This is a genomic window from Prevotella sp. CAG:592 (genome assembly GCF_000436015.1).
In the GTDB taxonomy this organism is placed as follows: domain Bacteria; phylum Bacteroidota; class Bacteroidia; order Bacteroidales; family Bacteroidaceae; genus Prevotella; species Prevotella pectinovora.
Genome location: NZ_FR892484.1, coordinates 1 through 16615, shown reverse-complemented (window position 1 = coordinate 16615; position 16615 = coordinate 1). Strand labels below are relative to the sequence as shown.

14 protein-coding genes and 2 pseudogenes are annotated in these 16615 nt (G+C 53.7%); 9 read left to right on the top strand and 7 right to left on the bottom strand.

Annotated elements, in window-relative coordinates; genetic code table 11:
• Positions 1-359, top strand: a pseudogene (locus tag QVO99_RS00520) (glycosyltransferase family 2 protein); the annotation flags it as partial.
• A gap of 188 nt (positions 360-547) precedes the next feature.
• On the top strand, positions 548-895 hold the full coding sequence (locus QVO99_RS00515; RefSeq protein ID WP_022315628.1) for a hypothetical protein: 348 nt from the start codon (positions 548-550) through the stop codon (positions 893-895).
• Positions 896-1202: 307 nt separating this feature from the next.
• Here QVO99_RS00515 and QVO99_RS00510 read toward each other — a convergent pair whose 3' ends face one another.
• The 5 genes and pseudogenes from QVO99_RS00510 to QVO99_RS00490 all read right to left on the bottom strand — a co-directional run bounded on the left by QVO99_RS00510 (position 1203) and on the right by QVO99_RS00490 (position 6879).
• Positions 1203-2135 (bottom strand): peptidoglycan DD-metalloendopeptidase family protein, encoded by a 933-nt coding sequence (locus QVO99_RS00510; RefSeq protein WP_022315627.1) that lies wholly within the window; start codon positions 2133-2135, stop codon positions 1203-1205.
• A gap of 282 nt (positions 2136-2417) precedes the next feature.
• Positions 2418-4520, bottom strand: a pseudogene (gene recG, locus QVO99_RS00505) (ATP-dependent DNA helicase RecG); the annotation flags it as partial.
• A gap of 58 nt (positions 4521-4578) precedes the next feature.
• A complete protein-coding gene (gene ispD / locus QVO99_RS00500) occupies positions 4579-5364 on the bottom strand; it encodes a 2-C-methyl-D-erythritol 4-phosphate cytidylyltransferase (RefSeq protein ID WP_441295397.1) in 786 nt (261 codons plus the stop codon).
• Between the two features lie 7 nt (positions 5365-5371).
• On the bottom strand, positions 5372-5938 hold the full coding sequence (locus tag QVO99_RS00495; protein WP_288176833.1) for a DJ-1 family glyoxalase III: 567 nt from the start codon (positions 5936-5938) through the stop codon (positions 5372-5374).
• Positions 5939-6165: 227 nt separating this feature from the next.
• Complete coding sequence (locus QVO99_RS00490; RefSeq protein ID WP_022315622.1) at positions 6166-6879, bottom strand: pyridoxine 5'-phosphate synthase; 714 nt, start codon at positions 6877-6879, stop codon at positions 6166-6168.
• Between the two features lie 140 nt (positions 6880-7019).
• Between QVO99_RS00490 and QVO99_RS00485 the strand changes: the two genes are divergently transcribed.
• From QVO99_RS00485 to pgeF, 5 genes are all read left to right on the top strand, one after another.
• The gene (locus QVO99_RS00485) at positions 7020-7922 is read left to right on the top strand and encodes an NAD kinase (protein ID WP_022315621.1); all 903 of its coding nucleotides are present in this window, start codon (positions 7020-7022) and stop codon (positions 7920-7922) included.
• Positions 7923-7926: 4 nt separating this feature from the next.
• Positions 7927-9597: an ABC transporter ATP-binding protein gene (locus tag QVO99_RS00480; protein ID WP_022315620.1), complete on the top strand. Its 1671-nt coding sequence runs from the start codon at positions 7927-7929 to the stop codon at positions 9595-9597.
• A gap of 83 nt (positions 9598-9680) precedes the next feature.
• A complete protein-coding gene (locus tag QVO99_RS00475; RefSeq protein ID WP_022315619.1) occupies positions 9681-10220 on the top strand; it encodes a peroxiredoxin family protein in 540 nt (179 codons plus the stop codon).
• Positions 10221-10347: 127 nt separating this feature from the next.
• Positions 10348-11523 carry a GTPase ObgE gene (obgE, locus tag QVO99_RS00470; protein WP_022315618.1) on the top strand — a complete coding sequence of 392 codons (1176 nt, stop codon included), beginning with the start codon at positions 10348-10350 and terminating at the stop codon, positions 11521-11523.
• Entirely contained in the window at positions 11523-12323 is an 801-nt protein-coding gene (pgeF, locus tag QVO99_RS00465; RefSeq protein ID WP_022315617.1) for a peptidoglycan editing factor PgeF, read from the top strand. The genes obgE and pgeF overlap by 1 nt, the downstream gene beginning before the upstream one ends.
• 103 nt (positions 12324-12426) lie before the next feature.
• Here pgeF and QVO99_RS00460 read toward each other — a convergent pair whose 3' ends face one another.
• Positions 12427-12999 carry an adenylate kinase gene (locus QVO99_RS00460; protein ID WP_022315616.1) on the bottom strand — a complete coding sequence of 191 codons (573 nt, stop codon included), beginning with the start codon at positions 12997-12999 and terminating at the stop codon, positions 12427-12429.
• Positions 13000-13026: 27 nt separating this feature from the next.
• Positions 13027-13563 carry a hypoxanthine phosphoribosyltransferase gene (gene hpt, locus QVO99_RS00455; RefSeq protein WP_022315615.1) on the bottom strand — a complete coding sequence of 179 codons (537 nt, stop codon included), beginning with the start codon at positions 13561-13563 and terminating at the stop codon, positions 13027-13029.
• A gap of 87 nt (positions 13564-13650) precedes the next feature.
• Here hpt and QVO99_RS00450 point away from each other — a divergent pair, with 87 nt between their 5' ends.
• Entirely contained in the window at positions 13651-15165 is a 1515-nt protein-coding gene (locus QVO99_RS00450) for a bifunctional ADP-dependent NAD(P)H-hydrate dehydratase/NAD(P)H-hydrate epimerase (protein ID WP_022315614.1), read from the top strand.
• 103 nt (positions 15166-15268) lie between these two features.
• A complete protein-coding gene (locus QVO99_RS00445) occupies positions 15269-16348 on the top strand; it encodes a DUF4831 family protein (protein WP_288176831.1) in 1080 nt (359 codons plus the stop codon).
• The last annotated feature ends 267 nt before the right edge of the window (positions 16349-16615 follow it).

The window sequence follows — 16615 nt, the reverse complement described above, 5'->3', positions numbered from 1 at the left end:
GCCGGCTGTCGCCTCCAGAGAAGCTTACGTGGCGGTCGTTCCGCCACGGCATGCTCGTATGCCATCAGGCGTTTTACGCCCGCACCGACATCGCCAAGCGCACGCCCTTCAATCTGATGTATCGCTATTCGGCAGACTTCGACTGGTGTATAAGGATAATGAAACAGGCTGAGGACAAGAACCTGCCGCTCGCCAACAGTGGCATCGTGCTCGCCGATTATCTGAAAGAAGGCACTACCACACGCCATCACAAGGCGTCGCTCGGTGAGCGTTTCAAGATAATGGCGACATATTACGGTCTTTTAACCACTTATCTGCTCCACGCCTGGTTTGTGGTGAGGGCTGTGGTGAAGCGTTGACGTTTTTTATATCCTTTAGGTATTAATAACTAAAAATATTTCTCATTTATCTGACTAAAGGCTACATTTGCAGCGTGAACAGTGGATTGTTGCACGATGTCGCTGCCGTGGATACGGTGGCGGGTGGCAATAAGATTCCTGTTTCGTATCTTAACTTAATAATATAAACTAAAAAGGAGACAAAAGAAATGAGAAAATCAATTATCGCAGCTGTCGTGATGGCGGCTTTGAGCTTTTCGGTAAGCGCCAGCGCCCAGACCGTATGCCAGAAGAAGTGTGACGGCAAGACACAGTGTGACAAGGCAAAGAAGGAATGCAAGAAAGACTGCAAGAAGGACTGCAAGATGCAGTGTGACAAGGCAAAGAAGTGTGACAAGGCTGCCACCTGCTGCAAGGCGAAGACTAATGGCGTAAGTTCTGCCGCCATGAAGGATCCCAAGATGGCTTCCTGCTGCAAGGTGAAATGCGACAAGAAGAGCGCTACTTGCGACAAGAAATGCAAGACTGCCGCTAAGAAGTGTGACAAGAAGAAGTAATGATAAATTCCAAGCGGCCGCAGGCAGTTATAAATAACTGCATAATGACCGTTTGGGGATGAATATCTCACGATGAGGGCTATCGGTTTCCGCCGGTAGCCCTTGTTGTTTTTTTGAGGGTGTCATTCCGATTGTCCATGTCGGGCCCAAGGCGGTCTGATGACCGGTTGGAGTAGGATGATGCCGTGGCAAAGTGTGCAGGTTGACGCCAATAAGAAAGGCCACCAGGAATATTCCTGATAGCCTTTTCCTTGCCTGTGTTGTTTATACAGTTTCGCTATGGTTCGATAGTGTGTGAGCACCCTCGTTATGAGTATCTCAGGATCTGTCCCGGCTTCACGCGCATGTTCTTGCTGATGTGGTTGAGCTTGCAGATCTTGTCGATTGTGGTGCCGCGCTTCCTGGCGATGGCAGCGAGCGTCTCGCCCTTTGCCACTTTGTGGTAGCGCACGTCGCCACTCTCCACATTGTCTCCGATGTTGTTCGAGTTGTTGTCGTTTGCGGCAGCCAGGTCGTCGTTCTTGCCGCGCTGACGTGTGGCAGCCAGCGACTCCCTGTTGTAAGACTCCTTGCGGAAGAGGTATGTGTCGCCAGTCACGTCCTGGTTGCGGAAGTCGAACATCAATGCCGGGTTGAGAGCCACTCCGCAGAGACGGGTCTCGAAGTGCAGGTGAGAACCGGTGCTTCGTCCGGTGTTGCCGCCCAGTCCGATAGGGTCTCCGGCACGTACCTGCTCGTTTTCTGCCACGAGATGCTTCGACATGTGTCCGTAGATGGTCTCCAGACCGTTGTTGTGGCGTATCACAACGTAGTTGCCGTATCCGTTTGCCTCATATCTCACGATGCGCACCTTTCCGTCGAATGCCGCACGGATGGTGTCGCCGATATATACCTTGATATCGAGACCCTTGTGCATGCGTCCCCAACGGCTTCCGAAGTTGGAAGTGATGATTCTGCTGGATGTAGGCATGCAGAAATGTTTCAGGTTTATGCTGAAAGAGTCTGGAAGTTCTGTGGCGCGGTGAGCGTATCTGTTGTTCCAGTCTTTGTATAGCTGAGCTGAAGGAGCTCCAGCCTGTTCTCTTTGTATGAGTTCGCGAAGTGCGAGAGTGTCAACTGCTTTAAGTTTCTTGTCTACTGGTGCCTGGCGTGCCAAGAGGTCTTGTGCTGCTGCTGGTACTGTGGCCAGAGCCATGACTGCCGTTAATGCCAGTGTCTTGATTGTCTTTTTGAATTGCATAAAATAAATATTTTATAATGCAACGGTATGTCTTCCTGTCTGTCGCATTATGTTTGTGTAAGACTAATCATGATGACGGACTGTCAATCGCGCGTTCGTCATTGTGATTAAATTTTCGCTGCAAAGGTAGTAAAAAAATTTTAAAGTTGCTTGTCAGTTAACAGTTTTTAGGTCGTCGTTAACATATAGGCATGTTGTATAACAACTTATAAATGAGCACTGTTAAGCTCATTGTGCCGTCTCCTGCCCCTCTTTTCCCATCACAGTCTGTGATGTCGCCGGTCATGATATCGCCGCCCAGTTCACGTTGGTCTTTCTCAGTGCGGCAAGGCGTTGCCAGAGCATGCTGTTTTCCGTTTTGTTGCATTCCGGGTCCTGCTCTATTATCTTCTGTGCCTCCTCCCTTGCCATCTGCACTATCTGTCCGTCTCTCGCTATGTCGGCAATCTTCAGGTCGAAAGCCATTCCGCTCTGCTGGGTGCCCTCCAGGTCGCCGGGGCCGCGCAGTTTCAGGTCGGCTTCGGCAATGAGGAATCCGTCGTTGGTGTCACACATGATGTCGATGCGTTTGCGCGTCTCGTTGGTCAGTTGAGGCTTCGTCACGAGGATGCAGTACGACTGGCTCGCCCCTCTGCCCACACGGCCTCGCAGCTGGTGCAGCTGCGACAGTCCGAAGCGTTCGGCGTTGAGAATCACCATCACCGAAGCGTTCGGCACGTTGACGCCCACCTCTATCACCGTTGTGGCGACGAGAATCTGTGTCTCTCCGTTAACAAACTTTTGCATCTCCTCGTCCTTCTCAGCCGGTTTCATCTTGCCGTGCACCTTGCTGAGGCGGAATTCCGGGAACACCTCCTTCAGTATTTCAAACCCCTCCTCAAGGTTCTGTATGTCGAGCTTCTCGCTCTCCTTGATGAGCGGAAACACGATATACACCTGTCTGCCCTCTTTTATCTGCTGTCTGATGCCAGAGTACAGACTTGTGGTCTGGTTGTTGTATTTGTGTATCGTCACTATCGGTTTCCTTCCCGGCGGCAGCTGGTCGATAACGCTCACGTCGAGGTCGCCGTATATTGTCATTGCGAGGGTTCGCGGTATCGGTGTGGCGGTCATCACGAGCACATGGGGAGGGTTCTGGCTTTTGCTCCATAGCCTTGCCCTCTGTGCCACTCCGAAGCGGTGTTGCTCGTCCACCACCACGAGTCCCAGTTTGCTGAACTGCACCGTGTCTTCAATCACGGCGTGTGTTCCCACGAGGATGTCCACGCTGCCGCTGGCGAGTCCGCCGAGCACGGTCTTGCGCCGTTTGCCCTTCACGATGCCGGTGAGCAGTTCCACCCTTATGTCCATGTCGCCCAGAAACTCGCGTATCGTGGCGAGATGCTGTTCGGCGAGAATTTCCGTCGGTGCCATTATGCAAGCCTGGTATCCGTTGTCGAGAGCTATCAGCATTGTCATCAGTGCCACGAGAGTCTTTCCGCTGCCCACGTCGCCCTGCAGCAGCCTGTTCATCTGCCGTCCGCTGCCCAGGTCGCTCCTTATCTCCCTCATCACCCTTTTCTGGGCGTCGGTGAGTGAGAATGGCAGATGGTCGGAATAGAAGCTGTTGAATATCTCGCCGATGCGCGGGAAGGCATATCCGCGGTATTTCTTCTTTTGGTCGGAGGCATAGCGCAGGATGTTGAGCTGCACGTAGAACAACTCTTCAAACTTCAGTCTGAAGCGTGCGCTCTGCAGTTCTTCGGCGGTCTTCGGATAGTGTACGTGGCGCAGTGCCGTGTCCCTCTCCACCAGACGCAGTCTGTTGGCGATAAACGGCGGCAGTGTCTCCGGCAGCGGCTGGTTCATCTTTTCGAGCATCGCCTTCGTGATTTTCTCTATCGACCTCGATGTCAGTCCCGCCTTCTTCATCTTCTCCGTGGTGATATAGTAGGGCTGCATTCCCATCTGTGAGAGCTGCAGGTCTTCCGCCTTGTCGATGTCGGGATGTGCAAACTGGTATCTGCCGCCATAGAGAGTAGGTTTTCCGAATACGATATACTCCGTGTTCACCTTGAATTGCTGCGTGGCATATTTGATGCCGGAAAACCATACTATGTCCGCTATCCCCGTTCCGTCGGTGAAGTGGGCCACGAGGCGCTTCTTGCGCGGTCCGCTGCCAAACTCCTCGAAACCGAGAATCCGTCCCTTCACCTGCACGAAGGGCATGTCGCTGCGTAGTTCGTTGATGGTGTATATGCGGCTGCGGTCCACGTATTTGTATGGGTAATACTCCAGAAGGTCGGATATCTTCGAGATACCCAACTCCTTCTGCAGCATGTCCCTCTTCTTCGGTCCCACGCCAGGCAGATATTGTATGTCCTGGTTCAGTATGTCAAGCACTTGTGATGTTCGGTTGTGATAGGTTGAATTGGCTGCTTGTCGGCTTCACTCCCCAGATTGGTCATCTGGAGTTGCCTGAAGTCTGTTGCTTCAGAAGGATGGACTCCTGTTGCAGTATCACCTCCGCCACAGCCATGTCGAAAGGTCTTGTAATCTTGATGTTCTCCTGGTTGCCCTCCACGAGCGCCACCTCATGGCCGAGGTGTTCCACTACAGAGGCATCATCGGTGAAAGCCTCGGAATAGTCCTGTGCATAAGCCTCCTTCAGCAGTCTGATGCCGAATGCCTGCGGAGTCTGCACGATGCGGTATTCGCTTCTCGGCACCGTCTCCGACGGCGTTTCTCCGCCATCCTGAGAAGTGTCGGCGGTTGTCGTGGCGTCAGAAGCATTCTGCTTGTCGCTCTTCAGGAGATGTCTGAGGGTGTCCACCACCGGCACCACCGGTACGGCAGCCCTCATCTCCGCGGCTTTCGCGTATGTGCGGCGTATGGTGTCGGCAGATACGAATGGGCGCACTCCGTCATGCACCCCCACCGTTCCGCAGGCATCGTCGGGGATGCAGTCGAGTCCGTTTTTCACGGAGTGGAAGCGCGTCTCTCCGCCGTCGGCAATCACAATCGGTTCGCAGAACGAATGCCGTTCGCACAACTCCTTCCAATACTCCTGCTGATGTTTGGGCAATACGAGGATGATGCGCATGCGGTCGTTGAAGTTCCTGAACCTGCGTATCGTGTGCATGAGCACAGGCAGTCCGCCTACAGGCAGGAACTGCTTTGGAACGTCAGCCCCCATGCGCATCCCCTTACCGCCGGCAACGATTATCACATAGTCGTGATTCTCCATCATGCGGCGCTTATTTGTTTTCCATGAGATGCAGATACATCATTCCATCAGCCACGCTCTCTGCTGTCTGCTTCGTGGTGAGCATTTCGAGCAGCGTGTAGGCATAGGGGAATGTTGCGGCAGGACCTTCGCCTGTCACCACATTGCCGTCAACGGTGCACAGTTCATGGGTATATTCCGCTCCGTCGAGATATTTCTCGAATCCGGGGTAGCATGTGGCACGTCTGCCTTTCACGATGCCCAGGCTTCCGAACACCATCGGTGCGGCACAGATGGCAGCAACGAGTTTCCCCTTCTCATACTGGCTGAGCACGGCATTGCGCACACCCTCGTGGTCGTTGAGGTTTGTGGCGCCTGGCAGTCCTCCGGGCAGCATCAGCAGGTCGGCATCCTCCAGCTTGGCGTCCTCGAATTTGAGGTCGGCCTTCACGGTCACGCCGTGTGCCATCTCTACTAACTCTGAGCCTGTGATGCTCACTGTCTTTATCTCCACTCCGCCGCGGCGGAAAACGTCAACGGGAATCAGGGCTTCTATTTCCTCTGAACCGTTGGCAAGAAACATATACGCTTTTGCCATAATCTTTTGTTGTTTAATTATTCTATTGATAGACCGTTTGTCTTTCTTGATGTATCGCTGGAATATGTCGGTAGTAGCCGTCTTGTCGTCTTTTTCCTGCGTGTCGCGCTTCAGCTTGTATTCTCGTGCCATAATTCTTTAATTTGCAAGTGATACCAATCCTGACTTTTCCAAGGGGAAGTGACAGGCTTCCTTGTATGCCTGTAGCCTTTGTCAGCTTCGGGGCCTTACTTTAGGCACTGGAGATACGCCTCGATAGTGTTCTTCAGTCCGATGTAGAGGGCATCGCAGATGATGGCGTGTCCGATGCTCACCTCGTCGGTCCATGGAATCATCCTGTGGAAGTAGGCAAGGTTCACCAGGCTGAGGTCGTGGCCGGCGTTCAGACCCAGTCCCAAATCGCGGGCAGCCACGGCAGCGTCGATAAACGGCTTTATGGCCTCCTCCCTGTTTTCGGCATATCCCGATGCGTAAGATTCGGTGTAGAGCTCCACTCTGTCGGTTCCACACTCCTTGGCTCCCCTCACCATTTCGGCAGAAGGGTCCACGAAGATGCTCGTTCTGATGCCTGCCTCCTTGAATCTTCCTATCACGTCGGTAAGAAACGCCTTGTTCTCTATCGTGTTCCATCCGTGGTTGCTCGTCAGCTGGGCGTCGCCGTCGGGAACGAGCGTTACCTGTGTCGGCATCACCTCAAGCACGAGGTCGATATATCTGTCGATAGGGTTTCCTTCGATGTTGAATTCCGTAGTGATGAGCGGTTTTATCTCCCTCACGTCTTGATAGCGGATGTGTCTTTCGTCAGGTCTTGGATGTACGGTTATGCCCTGGGCGCCAAACAACTGGCAGTCAACGGCGGCCTGTTCCACGTCGGGATTGTTGCCGCCTCTGGCGTTGCGCAGGGTGGCTATCTTGTTTATGTTTACACTTAATTTTGTCATGTCTCTTCAATTTGTTAATATCACAGTGCCCGAAATTCGGTAGAAAACCGTATATTTGCAGACACTTTCAAGCGCAAAGTTACGAAAACATTTGCAATGGAGGCTTATTAATTCGTCAGAAAGATAAAAAACTCCCAATTATGTCGTTGAGAAAACTCAGATTTGCCATTTTCGGTAATATTTACCAGGCCAGGAAGTCGGCGGACATACAGCGCTTGCTGTTGTCGCTCAATGAACGGATGGCGCAGGTGAGCATGGAGAGAAGTTTCTACGATTTCCTCTGCTCGTCCCACGGTTTGCCGCTGCATGGCGTCACTGTGTTTGAAGGAAACGACTTTGATGCCGACTTCGTGATATCCATGGGAGGCGACGGCACATTGCTGCGGTCGGCATACAGCGTGGGCAGCCGCAGCATTCCCATTATCGGCGTGAACATGGGGCGCCTGGGATTCCTCGCCGGTGTCGGCGTTGACGATTTCGACAGTGTGCTCGACAGCATATACGCCGACAGCTATATGGTAGACAGTCTTGCCATGGTGAAGGTGGAGAGCGATGGCGCCAACGGCGACGAGCGGATTTCGGAATGCGCCCTCAACGAGATTGCCATACTGAAACGCGACAATGCTTCGATGATTTCCATCCGTGCCAGCATCAACGGCGAATATATCGTAACGTTCCATGCCGACGGACTGATAGTGAGCACGCCGACGGGGTCGACAGCCTATTCCTTGTCAAACGGCGGACCGATAATCGTGCCGCACACCGGAATATTGTGTCTCACTCCCGTTGCGCCGCATAGTCTCAACATGCGTCCTATCGTCGTTGCCGACGACTCTGTGATAACCCTTGAGGTGGAGAGCAGGAACCATAACTATCTCGTCGCCGCCGACGGACGTTCCATCAAATGTGGCGAGGGACAGACGCTCACCATACGCCGTTCCCCCTACGACGCACATATCGTGAAGCCCAAGGATTCTACATATTTCTCCACGCTGCGTGCCAAGATGATGTGGGGCGCCGACATGAGGATGAAGAACGAGTAAGCCAATGAGATATTTGAGAAAATTCCTGAAGATACCCAAGAGCCGGTATTCAGCCAGACAGATAATAGGATGGCTGTGGAGGGCATGGCGCGGCAACCGTCTGCAGGCGTCGCTCAATGCCATCCTCGGACTCATCGATGTGGCGATAAGTCTGCTTTCGGTGTGGGCGGTGAAACACGCCATCGACGTGGCGTCGCATGTCGTCGAGGGTTCTCTGTATTGGGCGGTGGCAATCATGGCGCTGCTCATCCTCGGCGGATTTGCCGTGAACATCGCTTCGATATGGGTGAAGAACATATTGGGAATAAAGGCACAGAACAGGATGCAGCAGCGTCTGCTCGCCCGCATCCTGCGCTCCGAATGGCATGGCAAGGAGAAATGGCACAGCGGCGATGTGCTGAACCGCCTGGAATTCGACGTCAGCAACGTGGTGGGGTTCCTCACCGAAACGCTGCCAAGCACTCTCTCCGTGCTCGCCCTCTTTCTGGGTTCCTTCTTCTATCTCTTCTCCATGGATCCCGTGCTGGCTCTGGTCATCATTGCCATGCTGCCGGTGTTCATCCTCTCGAGCAAGGCGTATATGGGCCACATGCGCAAACTGACACGCCAGGTGCGTAACTGCGACAGCAAGGTGCAGAGCGTGTTGCAGGAAACGATACAGCACCGCATGCTGATAAAGACCCTTGAGAAAGACGACGAGATGGTGGGCAGACTGGAGAACATGCAGGGAGAACTGAGACATAACGTGGTGAGACGCACCAGATTCTCGGTGTTCTCAAACCTCATACTCAATACAGGTTTCGCCATCGGATATCTCGTGGCATTCCTGTGGAGCGCACTGCGGATGTATCACGGCACACTCACCTTCGGCGGAATGACAGCATTCCTCCAGCTCGTGTCCAAGATACAGGGGCCGGCACGCAACCTCACCAAGCTCGTGCCGGCATTCGTCTCCGTGTTCACTGCAGCGGAGCGACTGATGGAACTTGAAGAGAACCCTCTCGAAGAACAGGGCGACCCCGTGTCGATGGCGATGACGGGTGGTGTGGGAGTGAGGTTCGACGATGCCTCCTTTGCCTACGCCGACGGCAGCAGGGATGTGATAGACCATCTCTCGTTTGATTTCCGTCCAAACACCTGCACCGCCATACTCGGAGAGACGGGAGCCGGAAAGACCACAATGGTGAGACTCATCCTCGCCCTGATACAGCCCACCAGCGGCCATGTATACATATATAATAAGGAAAGAGAGCAAGACATCTCGCCTCTCACACGCTGCAACCTCATCTACGTGCCACAAGGCAACACGTTGCTCAGCGGCACCATCCGCGACAATCTGCGCATGGGACGGTTCGACGCCACCGACGAGGAGATGATGCAGGCCCTAGACAAGGCATGTGCCGGTTTCGTGAGAGACATCCCCGGAGGGCTCGATGCCAGCTGCAGCGAGGCGGGCGGCGGATTGAGCGAGGGACAGGCTCAGCGCATCTCCATAGCCAGGGCATTGCTCAGGGAGGGAAGCGTGATGATATTCGATGAGGCTACGAGCGCTCTCGACCCGGAAACGGAAAGGCAGCTCCTCGCCAACCTGCTCCAGGAACGCCGGCAGACCATCATATTCATCACCCACCGCCCGGCAGTGGTGGACTATTGCGACCAGGTGTTGAGGATATGATGGACATCCGACGAACCGCTATGGCGCCTGACGGCCACATCGCAAGTGTAAAAGAGAGTATAACATCAAAAAGAGAAAACGATATGAAAATAAAGAAACTATTCATCTTCGTGGCGATATTCTTCGCCGCAGTGGTCTCGTCGCAGGCTCAGAATGCGCCGGACCAGACAAAAGACCTCGACTCGCTCTATGCACAGAAACTGTTGAAGCCCGGAACGGTGGCTCCCGATTTCATCCTTCCGATGATGAACAACTACAAGGTGCAGCTCTCCGAATTCAAGGGCAAATATGTGCTGCTTGACTTCTGGGCAACGTGGTGTCCGGACTGCCGCAAGGACGTTCCTGCTGTGAAGGAACTCTACGACAAGTATGGCTCAAAGGTGGAGTTCATCGGCGTGTCGTTCGACGTAGACCACAACCGCTGGACAAAATATGTTGTAGACAACGGGATGAAATGGCGACAGGTCAGCGAACTGAAGAAGATGCGCGATGCCGAAATCTCCAAGGCATACGGAGTGGAGTGGATTCCGTCGATGACGCTCATCGGTCCCGACGGCAAGGTGGTGCTCTCCACGGTAGTGCTGGAGAGAATGGCAAAGGCACTCGCCGACATAGCGAAATAATCCCACACCATTTTCCGCAAGTCTTTCGGCTTGCGACCTTGTTGACTCGTCAAGACAAATCTCTTTGTCAACTTGTTTACTTGTCAACTCGTCAACTTTATAAAAATAAAACTCAAGACATACAGATATGCCAGAATCAAATTTCGTAGACTACGTGAAGATATACTGCCGCTCCGGTAAGGGCGGCAAGGGATCTATGCACCTTCGCCACGTGAAGTATCAGCCCAACGGCGGTCCTGACGGCGGCGACGGCGGTAAGGGCGGAAGCATCATCCTGCGTGGAAACCATAACTACTGGACCTTGCTCCATCTGAAATACCAACGCCACATCAAGGCGGAACACGGCGGAAACGGCGGTAGAGACAAATGCCATGGCACCGACGGCAAGGACGTATATATAGACGTGCCTTGCGGTACTGTGGTATACGACGCCGAGACAGGAAAGTTCATCTGCGACGTCATGCACGACGGACAGGAAGTGGTGCTCCTCAAGGGAGGCCGCGGCGGACTCGGCAACTATCAGTTCCGTACCGCCACCAACCAGGCTCCGCGCTATGCCCAGCCGGGAGAGCCCATGCAGGAGATGACGGTCATAATGGAGCTTAAGCTCCTTGCCGACGTCGGTCTCGTCGGGTTCCCCAATGCCGGCAAGAGCACGCTGCTCTCCGCCGTGTCGAGTGCCCGGCCCAAGATTGCCAACTATCCCTTCACCACCCTCGAACCGTCACTCGGCATCGTGGGCTATCATGACAACAAGTCGTTCGTCATGGCAGACATCCCTGGAATTATAGAGGGAGCGAGCGAGGGCAAAGGTCTCGGACTCCGTTTCCTGCGCCACATCGAGCGCAACTCCCTGTTGCTCTTCATGGTGCCGGGTGATACCGACGACATAAAGAAGGAATACGAGATACTGCTCAACGAGCTTACCAACTTCAATCCCGAAATGCTCGACAAGCATCGCGTGCTCGCCGTGACAAAATGCGACCTGCTCGACGATGAACTCATTGAGATGCTCAAGGAAACGCTGCCGTCAGACCTCCCCGTGGTATTCATCTCGTCGGTGTCGGGAATGGGAATCTCCGAACTGAAGGATGTGCTGTGGAAGGAACTCAACAGCGAGAGCAATAAGCTCGCTGATATAATGGCTGAGGATACTCTCGTACATCGCGACAAAGATCTCAACACCCTGCCCGAAGAACTGCGCAAGGAGGGAGAAGACGAAGTGGTGTTCCTCGATGAGGATGATATCGAGGACGTGGAAGACCTCGACGACTTCGAATATGATATGGAGGACGAGGACTGATGCAGAAACCACAACTCCATTATTACGACCTCGACGTCAATGTGGTGGCGTTCAGCTCCACACGTCATGGAGGATACAGCACCGGCAGCCACGGTGAGTTCAACATCAACGAGCATTGTGGCGACGATGCCTCTGCCATAGCCCGAAACCGTCAGATCCTCTGTGAGGAGCTTGGCGTCGCCGACGCTAATGTCATTGTGCCACACCAGACGCATGGTGTGGAGGTGAGACAGATTGCCGCCGACTTCCTCGCCCTCCCGCTTCCGGTAAGGAAGATGATTCTGGATGGCGTGGATGCAGTGATGACAAATCTGGAGAACGTATGCGTCGGTGTGTCTACAGCCGACTGCATCCCCATTCTCCTTTCCGACTCCAGACATGGAGCCGTGTGTGCCGTGCATGCAGGATGGCGGGGCACTCTGTCGCGTGTCGTGATGAGAGCCGTGGCGGAGATGCGTCTTGCCTACGACACCAATCCCGCAGACCTCAAGGCTGTGATAGGTCCCGGCATCTCCTTTGATGCCTTTGAAGTGGGCGACGAGGTGTATGAACAGTTCGTGGCGGCAAACTTCGACATGCAGGGCATCAGCCGCCAGATGAAGATGAACGGCAGTGAGGAATACAAATGGCACATCGACCTCGTGGAATGCAACCGCCAGCAGCTGCAGCAATGCGGACTTGCTGCCGGCAATATACAGTCGTGTGACATCTGCACATATTCCAATACCGACGATTATTTCTCAGCCCGTAAGCTCGGCATCGACTCCGGCAGGATATACTCGGCTGTGATGAGAAAATAAAACATCTCGTCAACCCGTCAACTTGTCAACTCGTCAACTGATATAACAACAAAGCCTCAAAGCTTGAATGCTTTGGGGCTTTATTATAGGGGGATGATGTGATTTAGAGATTGTCGATCACGGTGCAGATGTCACCGAAGATACGGTCGAGCGCTCCCAGTCCGTTGATGTGGTGATGGATGTTCTCATTCTTATACCATTCGATGAGAGGAGCGGTCTGGTTGTGGTAAACGTCGAGGCGCTTCTTTATCGTCTCCTCGTTGTCGTCAGAGCGTCCGCTCTCCTTGCCGCGCTTCACGAGGCGCACCATCAGTTCGTTCTCCGGAACGTCGAGCTCTATCATTGCGGCAATTTTGTGTCCACGCTCGTCGAGCATCTTCTTCAGAGCTTCTGCCTGTGGGATAGTGCGAGGGAATCCGTCGAATATCACTCCCTCATGCTCCTTGCCGAAAGAGTCGTATACGCTGGCGAGGATGTTTACCATCAGCTCGTCAGGAATGAGCTGACCCTTGTCGATGTAAGCCTTGGCAGTCTTGCCCAGCTCGGTTTCGTTTTTGATTTCATTGCGGAGCACGTCACCAGTAGAGATGTGTCCCAGTCCGTACTTCCTGATAAGGAGATCGCTTTGTGTGCCCTTTCCTGATCCGGGCGCACCGAAAATAACAATATTCTTCATGTGTTTTGTTGATATGTAATTTATTGCTTATTCCTTTACTACGTAAATGTCTCTCAGGTTTCGTCCCAGTCCGTCGTAGTCAAGCCCATATCCGACGATGAAGTCGTTTGGAATCTCCATGGCGATATATTCGATGTCGAGATTCCTCTTCAGGTTGTCAGGTTTGAGCAGCAGCGTGCAGATGTGTATCTCTGCCGGTTTGAACTCCTTCAGATATTCTATCATCTTCTCCATGGTAAGACCCGAGTCCACGATGTCTTCCACGATGACCACCGTGCGTCCCTCGATATCCTCGTTGAGACCCACGAGCTTCTTCACTTTTCCTGTAGATTCTGTGCCCTGATACGATGTCATCTTCACGAACGAAATCTCGCTCTCTATGGTGAGCATCCTCATCAGGTCGGCGGCAAAAATGAACGATCCGTTCAAGACTCCGAGCAGCAGAGGCTTCTTTCCTTTCAGGTCGTTGCTGATCCTGTCTGCCACGGTTTTCACTCGGCGCATTATCTCCTCCTCGGGTATCAATGTCTCGAAGGTTTTGTCTTTGATATCTATAGTTGCCATAAGAATTATATTGTTTTTGCGCACAAAAGTAATAAAAATATTCAAACAATAAGTCAATCTATCCAATTAATTAGTATTTTTGCAGATATGAAGATTCTTACAGGCACACAGATACGTGAGCTCGACAAATATACGATAGAACACGAGCCGATAAAATCCATCGATCTGATGGAGCGCGCGGCAAAGGCATTGACGCGCGCCATAACGAGAGTATGGGACGACAACACCAGCGTGGTGGTCTTTGCCGGACCCGGCAACAATGGTGGCGATGCGCTTGCCGTGGCACGCATGATGGGAGAGCAGGGCTACAGCGTGAAGGTCTACCTCTTCAATGTGTCAGGCACCCTCTCCGCCGACTGCAGCGCCAACAAGGAGCGTCTTGCCGGAGCCGCCGGCGTTACCTTCATTGAGGTGACCAACGAGTTCGACCCGCCGGAGCTGCCGGCATCGGTGCTTGTCATCGACGGACTCTTCGGTTCGGGACTCAGCAAACCCCTAAGCGGCGGTTTCGCCTCGCTGGTGAAATACATCAACCAGTCGGAATGCCGGGTGGTTAGCATCGATATCCCGTCGGGCCTCATGACCGAAGACAACTCCTACAATACGCGTACCAACATCATACGCGCCGACTACACCTTCACCCTGCAGCAGATGAAGCTGGCGTTCCTCTTTCCTGAGAACCAGCGCTATCTGGGCCGCCTCGGTGTGCTCGACATCCGTCTCAGCGCCGAAGGCATAGAGAAGGCAGACGCCAAATTCGAGATTGTGGACGAGAGCTTCGTCCGCACGCTGCTCCGTCCGCGTGGCGACTTCTGGCACAAAGGTGATGCCGGCACCTCGCTCATCGTTGCCGGCAGCTATGGCATGGCAGGTGCTGCAATCCTTGCTTCCAGAGCCTGCTTCCGTTCCGGAGCGGGCAAGGTGATAACCCACGTTCCGGCACGCAACAACGACATCATGCAGATTGCCGTGCCGGAGGCCATCGTCAGCCGCGATGCCGACGACAACCTGTTCACCGAACCCGTTGCCGACGACAGTTTCGACGCCATGGGCATCGGTCCGGGCATCGGCACCGACGAGGTGACAGCCACGGCATTCATCTCGCAGCTGCGCCGTGCGCAGGTGCCTACGGTGGTAGATGCCGACGGTCTCAATATCCTGGCTTCCCACAGGGCATGGTTCCAGAGAATCCCCGTGGGCACCATCCTCACACCGCATCCTCTGGAGTTTGAACGACTCGCCGGAGTGCGTTTCAACGATGGTTTCGAACAGCTCTCCAAGGCTGTCGAGATGGCGCAGACCATGCAGATATACATCATCCTGAAAGGTCATTATTCTGCCCTCTGCATGCCCGACGGCAAGGTGATGTTCAATTCCACAGGCAATTCCGGAATGGCGACGGCAGGCAGCGGCGACGTGCTCACCGGTGTGCTCACCGCACTCCTCGCACGAGGCTACAACCAGAAAGACGCCTGCCTGATAGGCACCTACGTGCATGGTCTTGCCGGTGACCTGGCGGCAGAAGAGTTGGGAGTGGAGAGCGTTACTGCCGGCGACATAGTGAGGTTCCTGCCAAAGGCTTTCAAACGCCTCGACGACTGATGGCGACACGGTAGTGACCATGGGGCAGGGCTGCTCCCTGTCCGACTTTAGAAAATCCATAATCCAAAACGAAACGACATAAAGAATTGATATGAAGAAATATATGAAATACAGAAATGTGATGAAGGGATTTGTGGCTGCCGTGGCAGTCACTCTTCTCGGTGCTCCACAGAATGCCGCGGCGCAGGACGACGTGCGCACGGTGGACGGTGCATCCTATTATCTGCCGAAGACGGAGCTTCGCTTCTCGCTCCTTGTCGAGAAGGCCACATTTACTCCCGGCGACCTCGCTCCCTATGCCTCACGTTATCTGAGGCGCGACGATGTGAGTATGGAGCCGTCAACACAATACCGCATCGTGGGCATGCAGCTCTCGCAGAAGGCAGTGCCCGACACCACGAAATTCTTCACGGCGAAAATCGACGGCAAGCACAGTATCCGCACTCTCTCGCGTGATGAGAACGGGGTGCTGCTGGCGGTGAATGCCGAACCGAGGGAGGCGAAGACCCGCAAACCTTTCGTGGCGGCGCCGAAACCGGCTCCGGTGAACCCTCGCGACTATATGACCCAGGAAATCCTCAGCGCTGCCAACAAGGTGAAAATGGCGGAGCTTTGTGTGCAGGAGATATACGACATCCGCGAGAACAAGAGTCTGCTCAACAAAGGACAGGCAGACTTCATGCCGAAGGACGGTGAGCAGCTCCGTCTGATGATAGACAATCTGAACGCTCAGGAGAATGCCCTGCTGCAGCTCTTCGAGGGCACTACCGACCGTGACACAACGGAGGTGGAGGTGGCGTTCGTGCCCACCCGTGAGGTGGAGAAGCAGCTGCTGTTCCGCTTCTCTAAGTATTTCGGACTGACTGATGCCGACGACCTCAGCGGCAAACCTTATTATATTAAGGTAGAAGACCTTCACAGTTCGCCCACTCTCAACGGCAGTCTGGCTGACCCCAAGAAAGACAAGGACAACATCGGCATCTGCGTGAACCTGCCGGGTAAGATACGTGCCACGGTGTTCAGTGCCGACCGTGCTTTGGGAGCCTTCGAGCTGTATGCTCCGCAGTTTGGCACCACCGAGTCGTTGAGCGGTGAGATGTTCAGCAAGAAGTTCACCTCCCACCTCGTGCTCAATCCCGTCACGGGAAGCATCGAGAGTCTTGAGACAGAACCGCTGAAATGATATTCCGCCATGCGATGGCAATGATATAGATTGAAAAAATGCCTTTAACCGATTCTCCTTTATCCGGTTAAAGGCATTTTTTTCACCACGGGATGACAATGTATGTGAGGATATAGTGGTCATCAGCCTGCGGCGATGTCCACTGGTCTAAAATAAAACACGGATATCACCGAGCACCACGGATCAATCATCACGGATTATTTTAGACCTTTTTAGTTTTGGATTAAATCTTGGATTTCCGTGGATTTGCGAGTGCTTGTGGCACTC

What these genes read in the sequence shown, in the direction of transcription:
- QVO99_RS00515 (WP_022315628.1), top strand. Translation starts at nt 548, where the DNA reads ATGAGAAAATCAATTATCGCAGCTGTCGTGATGGCGGCTTTGAGCTTT.
- QVO99_RS00510 (WP_022315627.1), bottom strand. Translation starts at nt 2,135, where the DNA reads ATGCAATTCAAAAAGACAATCAAGACACTGGCATTAACGGCAGTCATG.
- ispD (WP_441295397.1), bottom strand. Translation starts at nt 5,364, where the DNA reads ATGATGGAGAATCACGACTATGTGATAATCGTTGCCGGCGGTAAGGGG.
- QVO99_RS00495 (WP_288176833.1), bottom strand. Translation starts at nt 5,938, where the DNA reads ATGGCAAAAGCGTATATGTTTCTTGCCAACGGTTCAGAGGAAATAGAA.
- QVO99_RS00490 (WP_022315622.1), bottom strand. Translation starts at nt 6,879, where the DNA reads ATGACAAAATTAAGTGTAAACATAAACAAGATAGCCACCCTGCGCAAC.
- QVO99_RS00485 (WP_022315621.1), top strand. Translation starts at nt 7,020, where the DNA reads ATGTCGTTGAGAAAACTCAGATTTGCCATTTTCGGTAATATTTACCAG.
- QVO99_RS00480 (WP_022315620.1), top strand. Translation starts at nt 7,927, where the DNA reads ATGAGATATTTGAGAAAATTCCTGAAGATACCCAAGAGCCGGTATTCA.
- QVO99_RS00475 (WP_022315619.1), top strand. Translation starts at nt 9,681, where the DNA reads ATGAAAATAAAGAAACTATTCATCTTCGTGGCGATATTCTTCGCCGCA.
- obgE (WP_022315618.1), top strand. Translation starts at nt 10,348, where the DNA reads ATGCCAGAATCAAATTTCGTAGACTACGTGAAGATATACTGCCGCTCC.
- pgeF (WP_022315617.1), top strand. Translation starts at nt 11,523, where the DNA reads ATGCAGAAACCACAACTCCATTATTACGACCTCGACGTCAATGTGGTG.
- QVO99_RS00460 (WP_022315616.1), bottom strand. Translation starts at nt 12,999, where the DNA reads ATGAAGAATATTGTTATTTTCGGTGCGCCCGGATCAGGAAAGGGCACA.
- hpt (WP_022315615.1), bottom strand. Translation starts at nt 13,563, where the DNA reads ATGGCAACTATAGATATCAAAGACAAAACCTTCGAGACATTGATACCC.
- QVO99_RS00450 (WP_022315614.1), top strand. Translation starts at nt 13,651, where the DNA reads ATGAAGATTCTTACAGGCACACAGATACGTGAGCTCGACAAATATACG.
- QVO99_RS00445 (WP_288176831.1), top strand. Translation starts at nt 15,269, where the DNA reads ATGAAATACAGAAATGTGATGAAGGGATTTGTGGCTGCCGTGGCAGTC.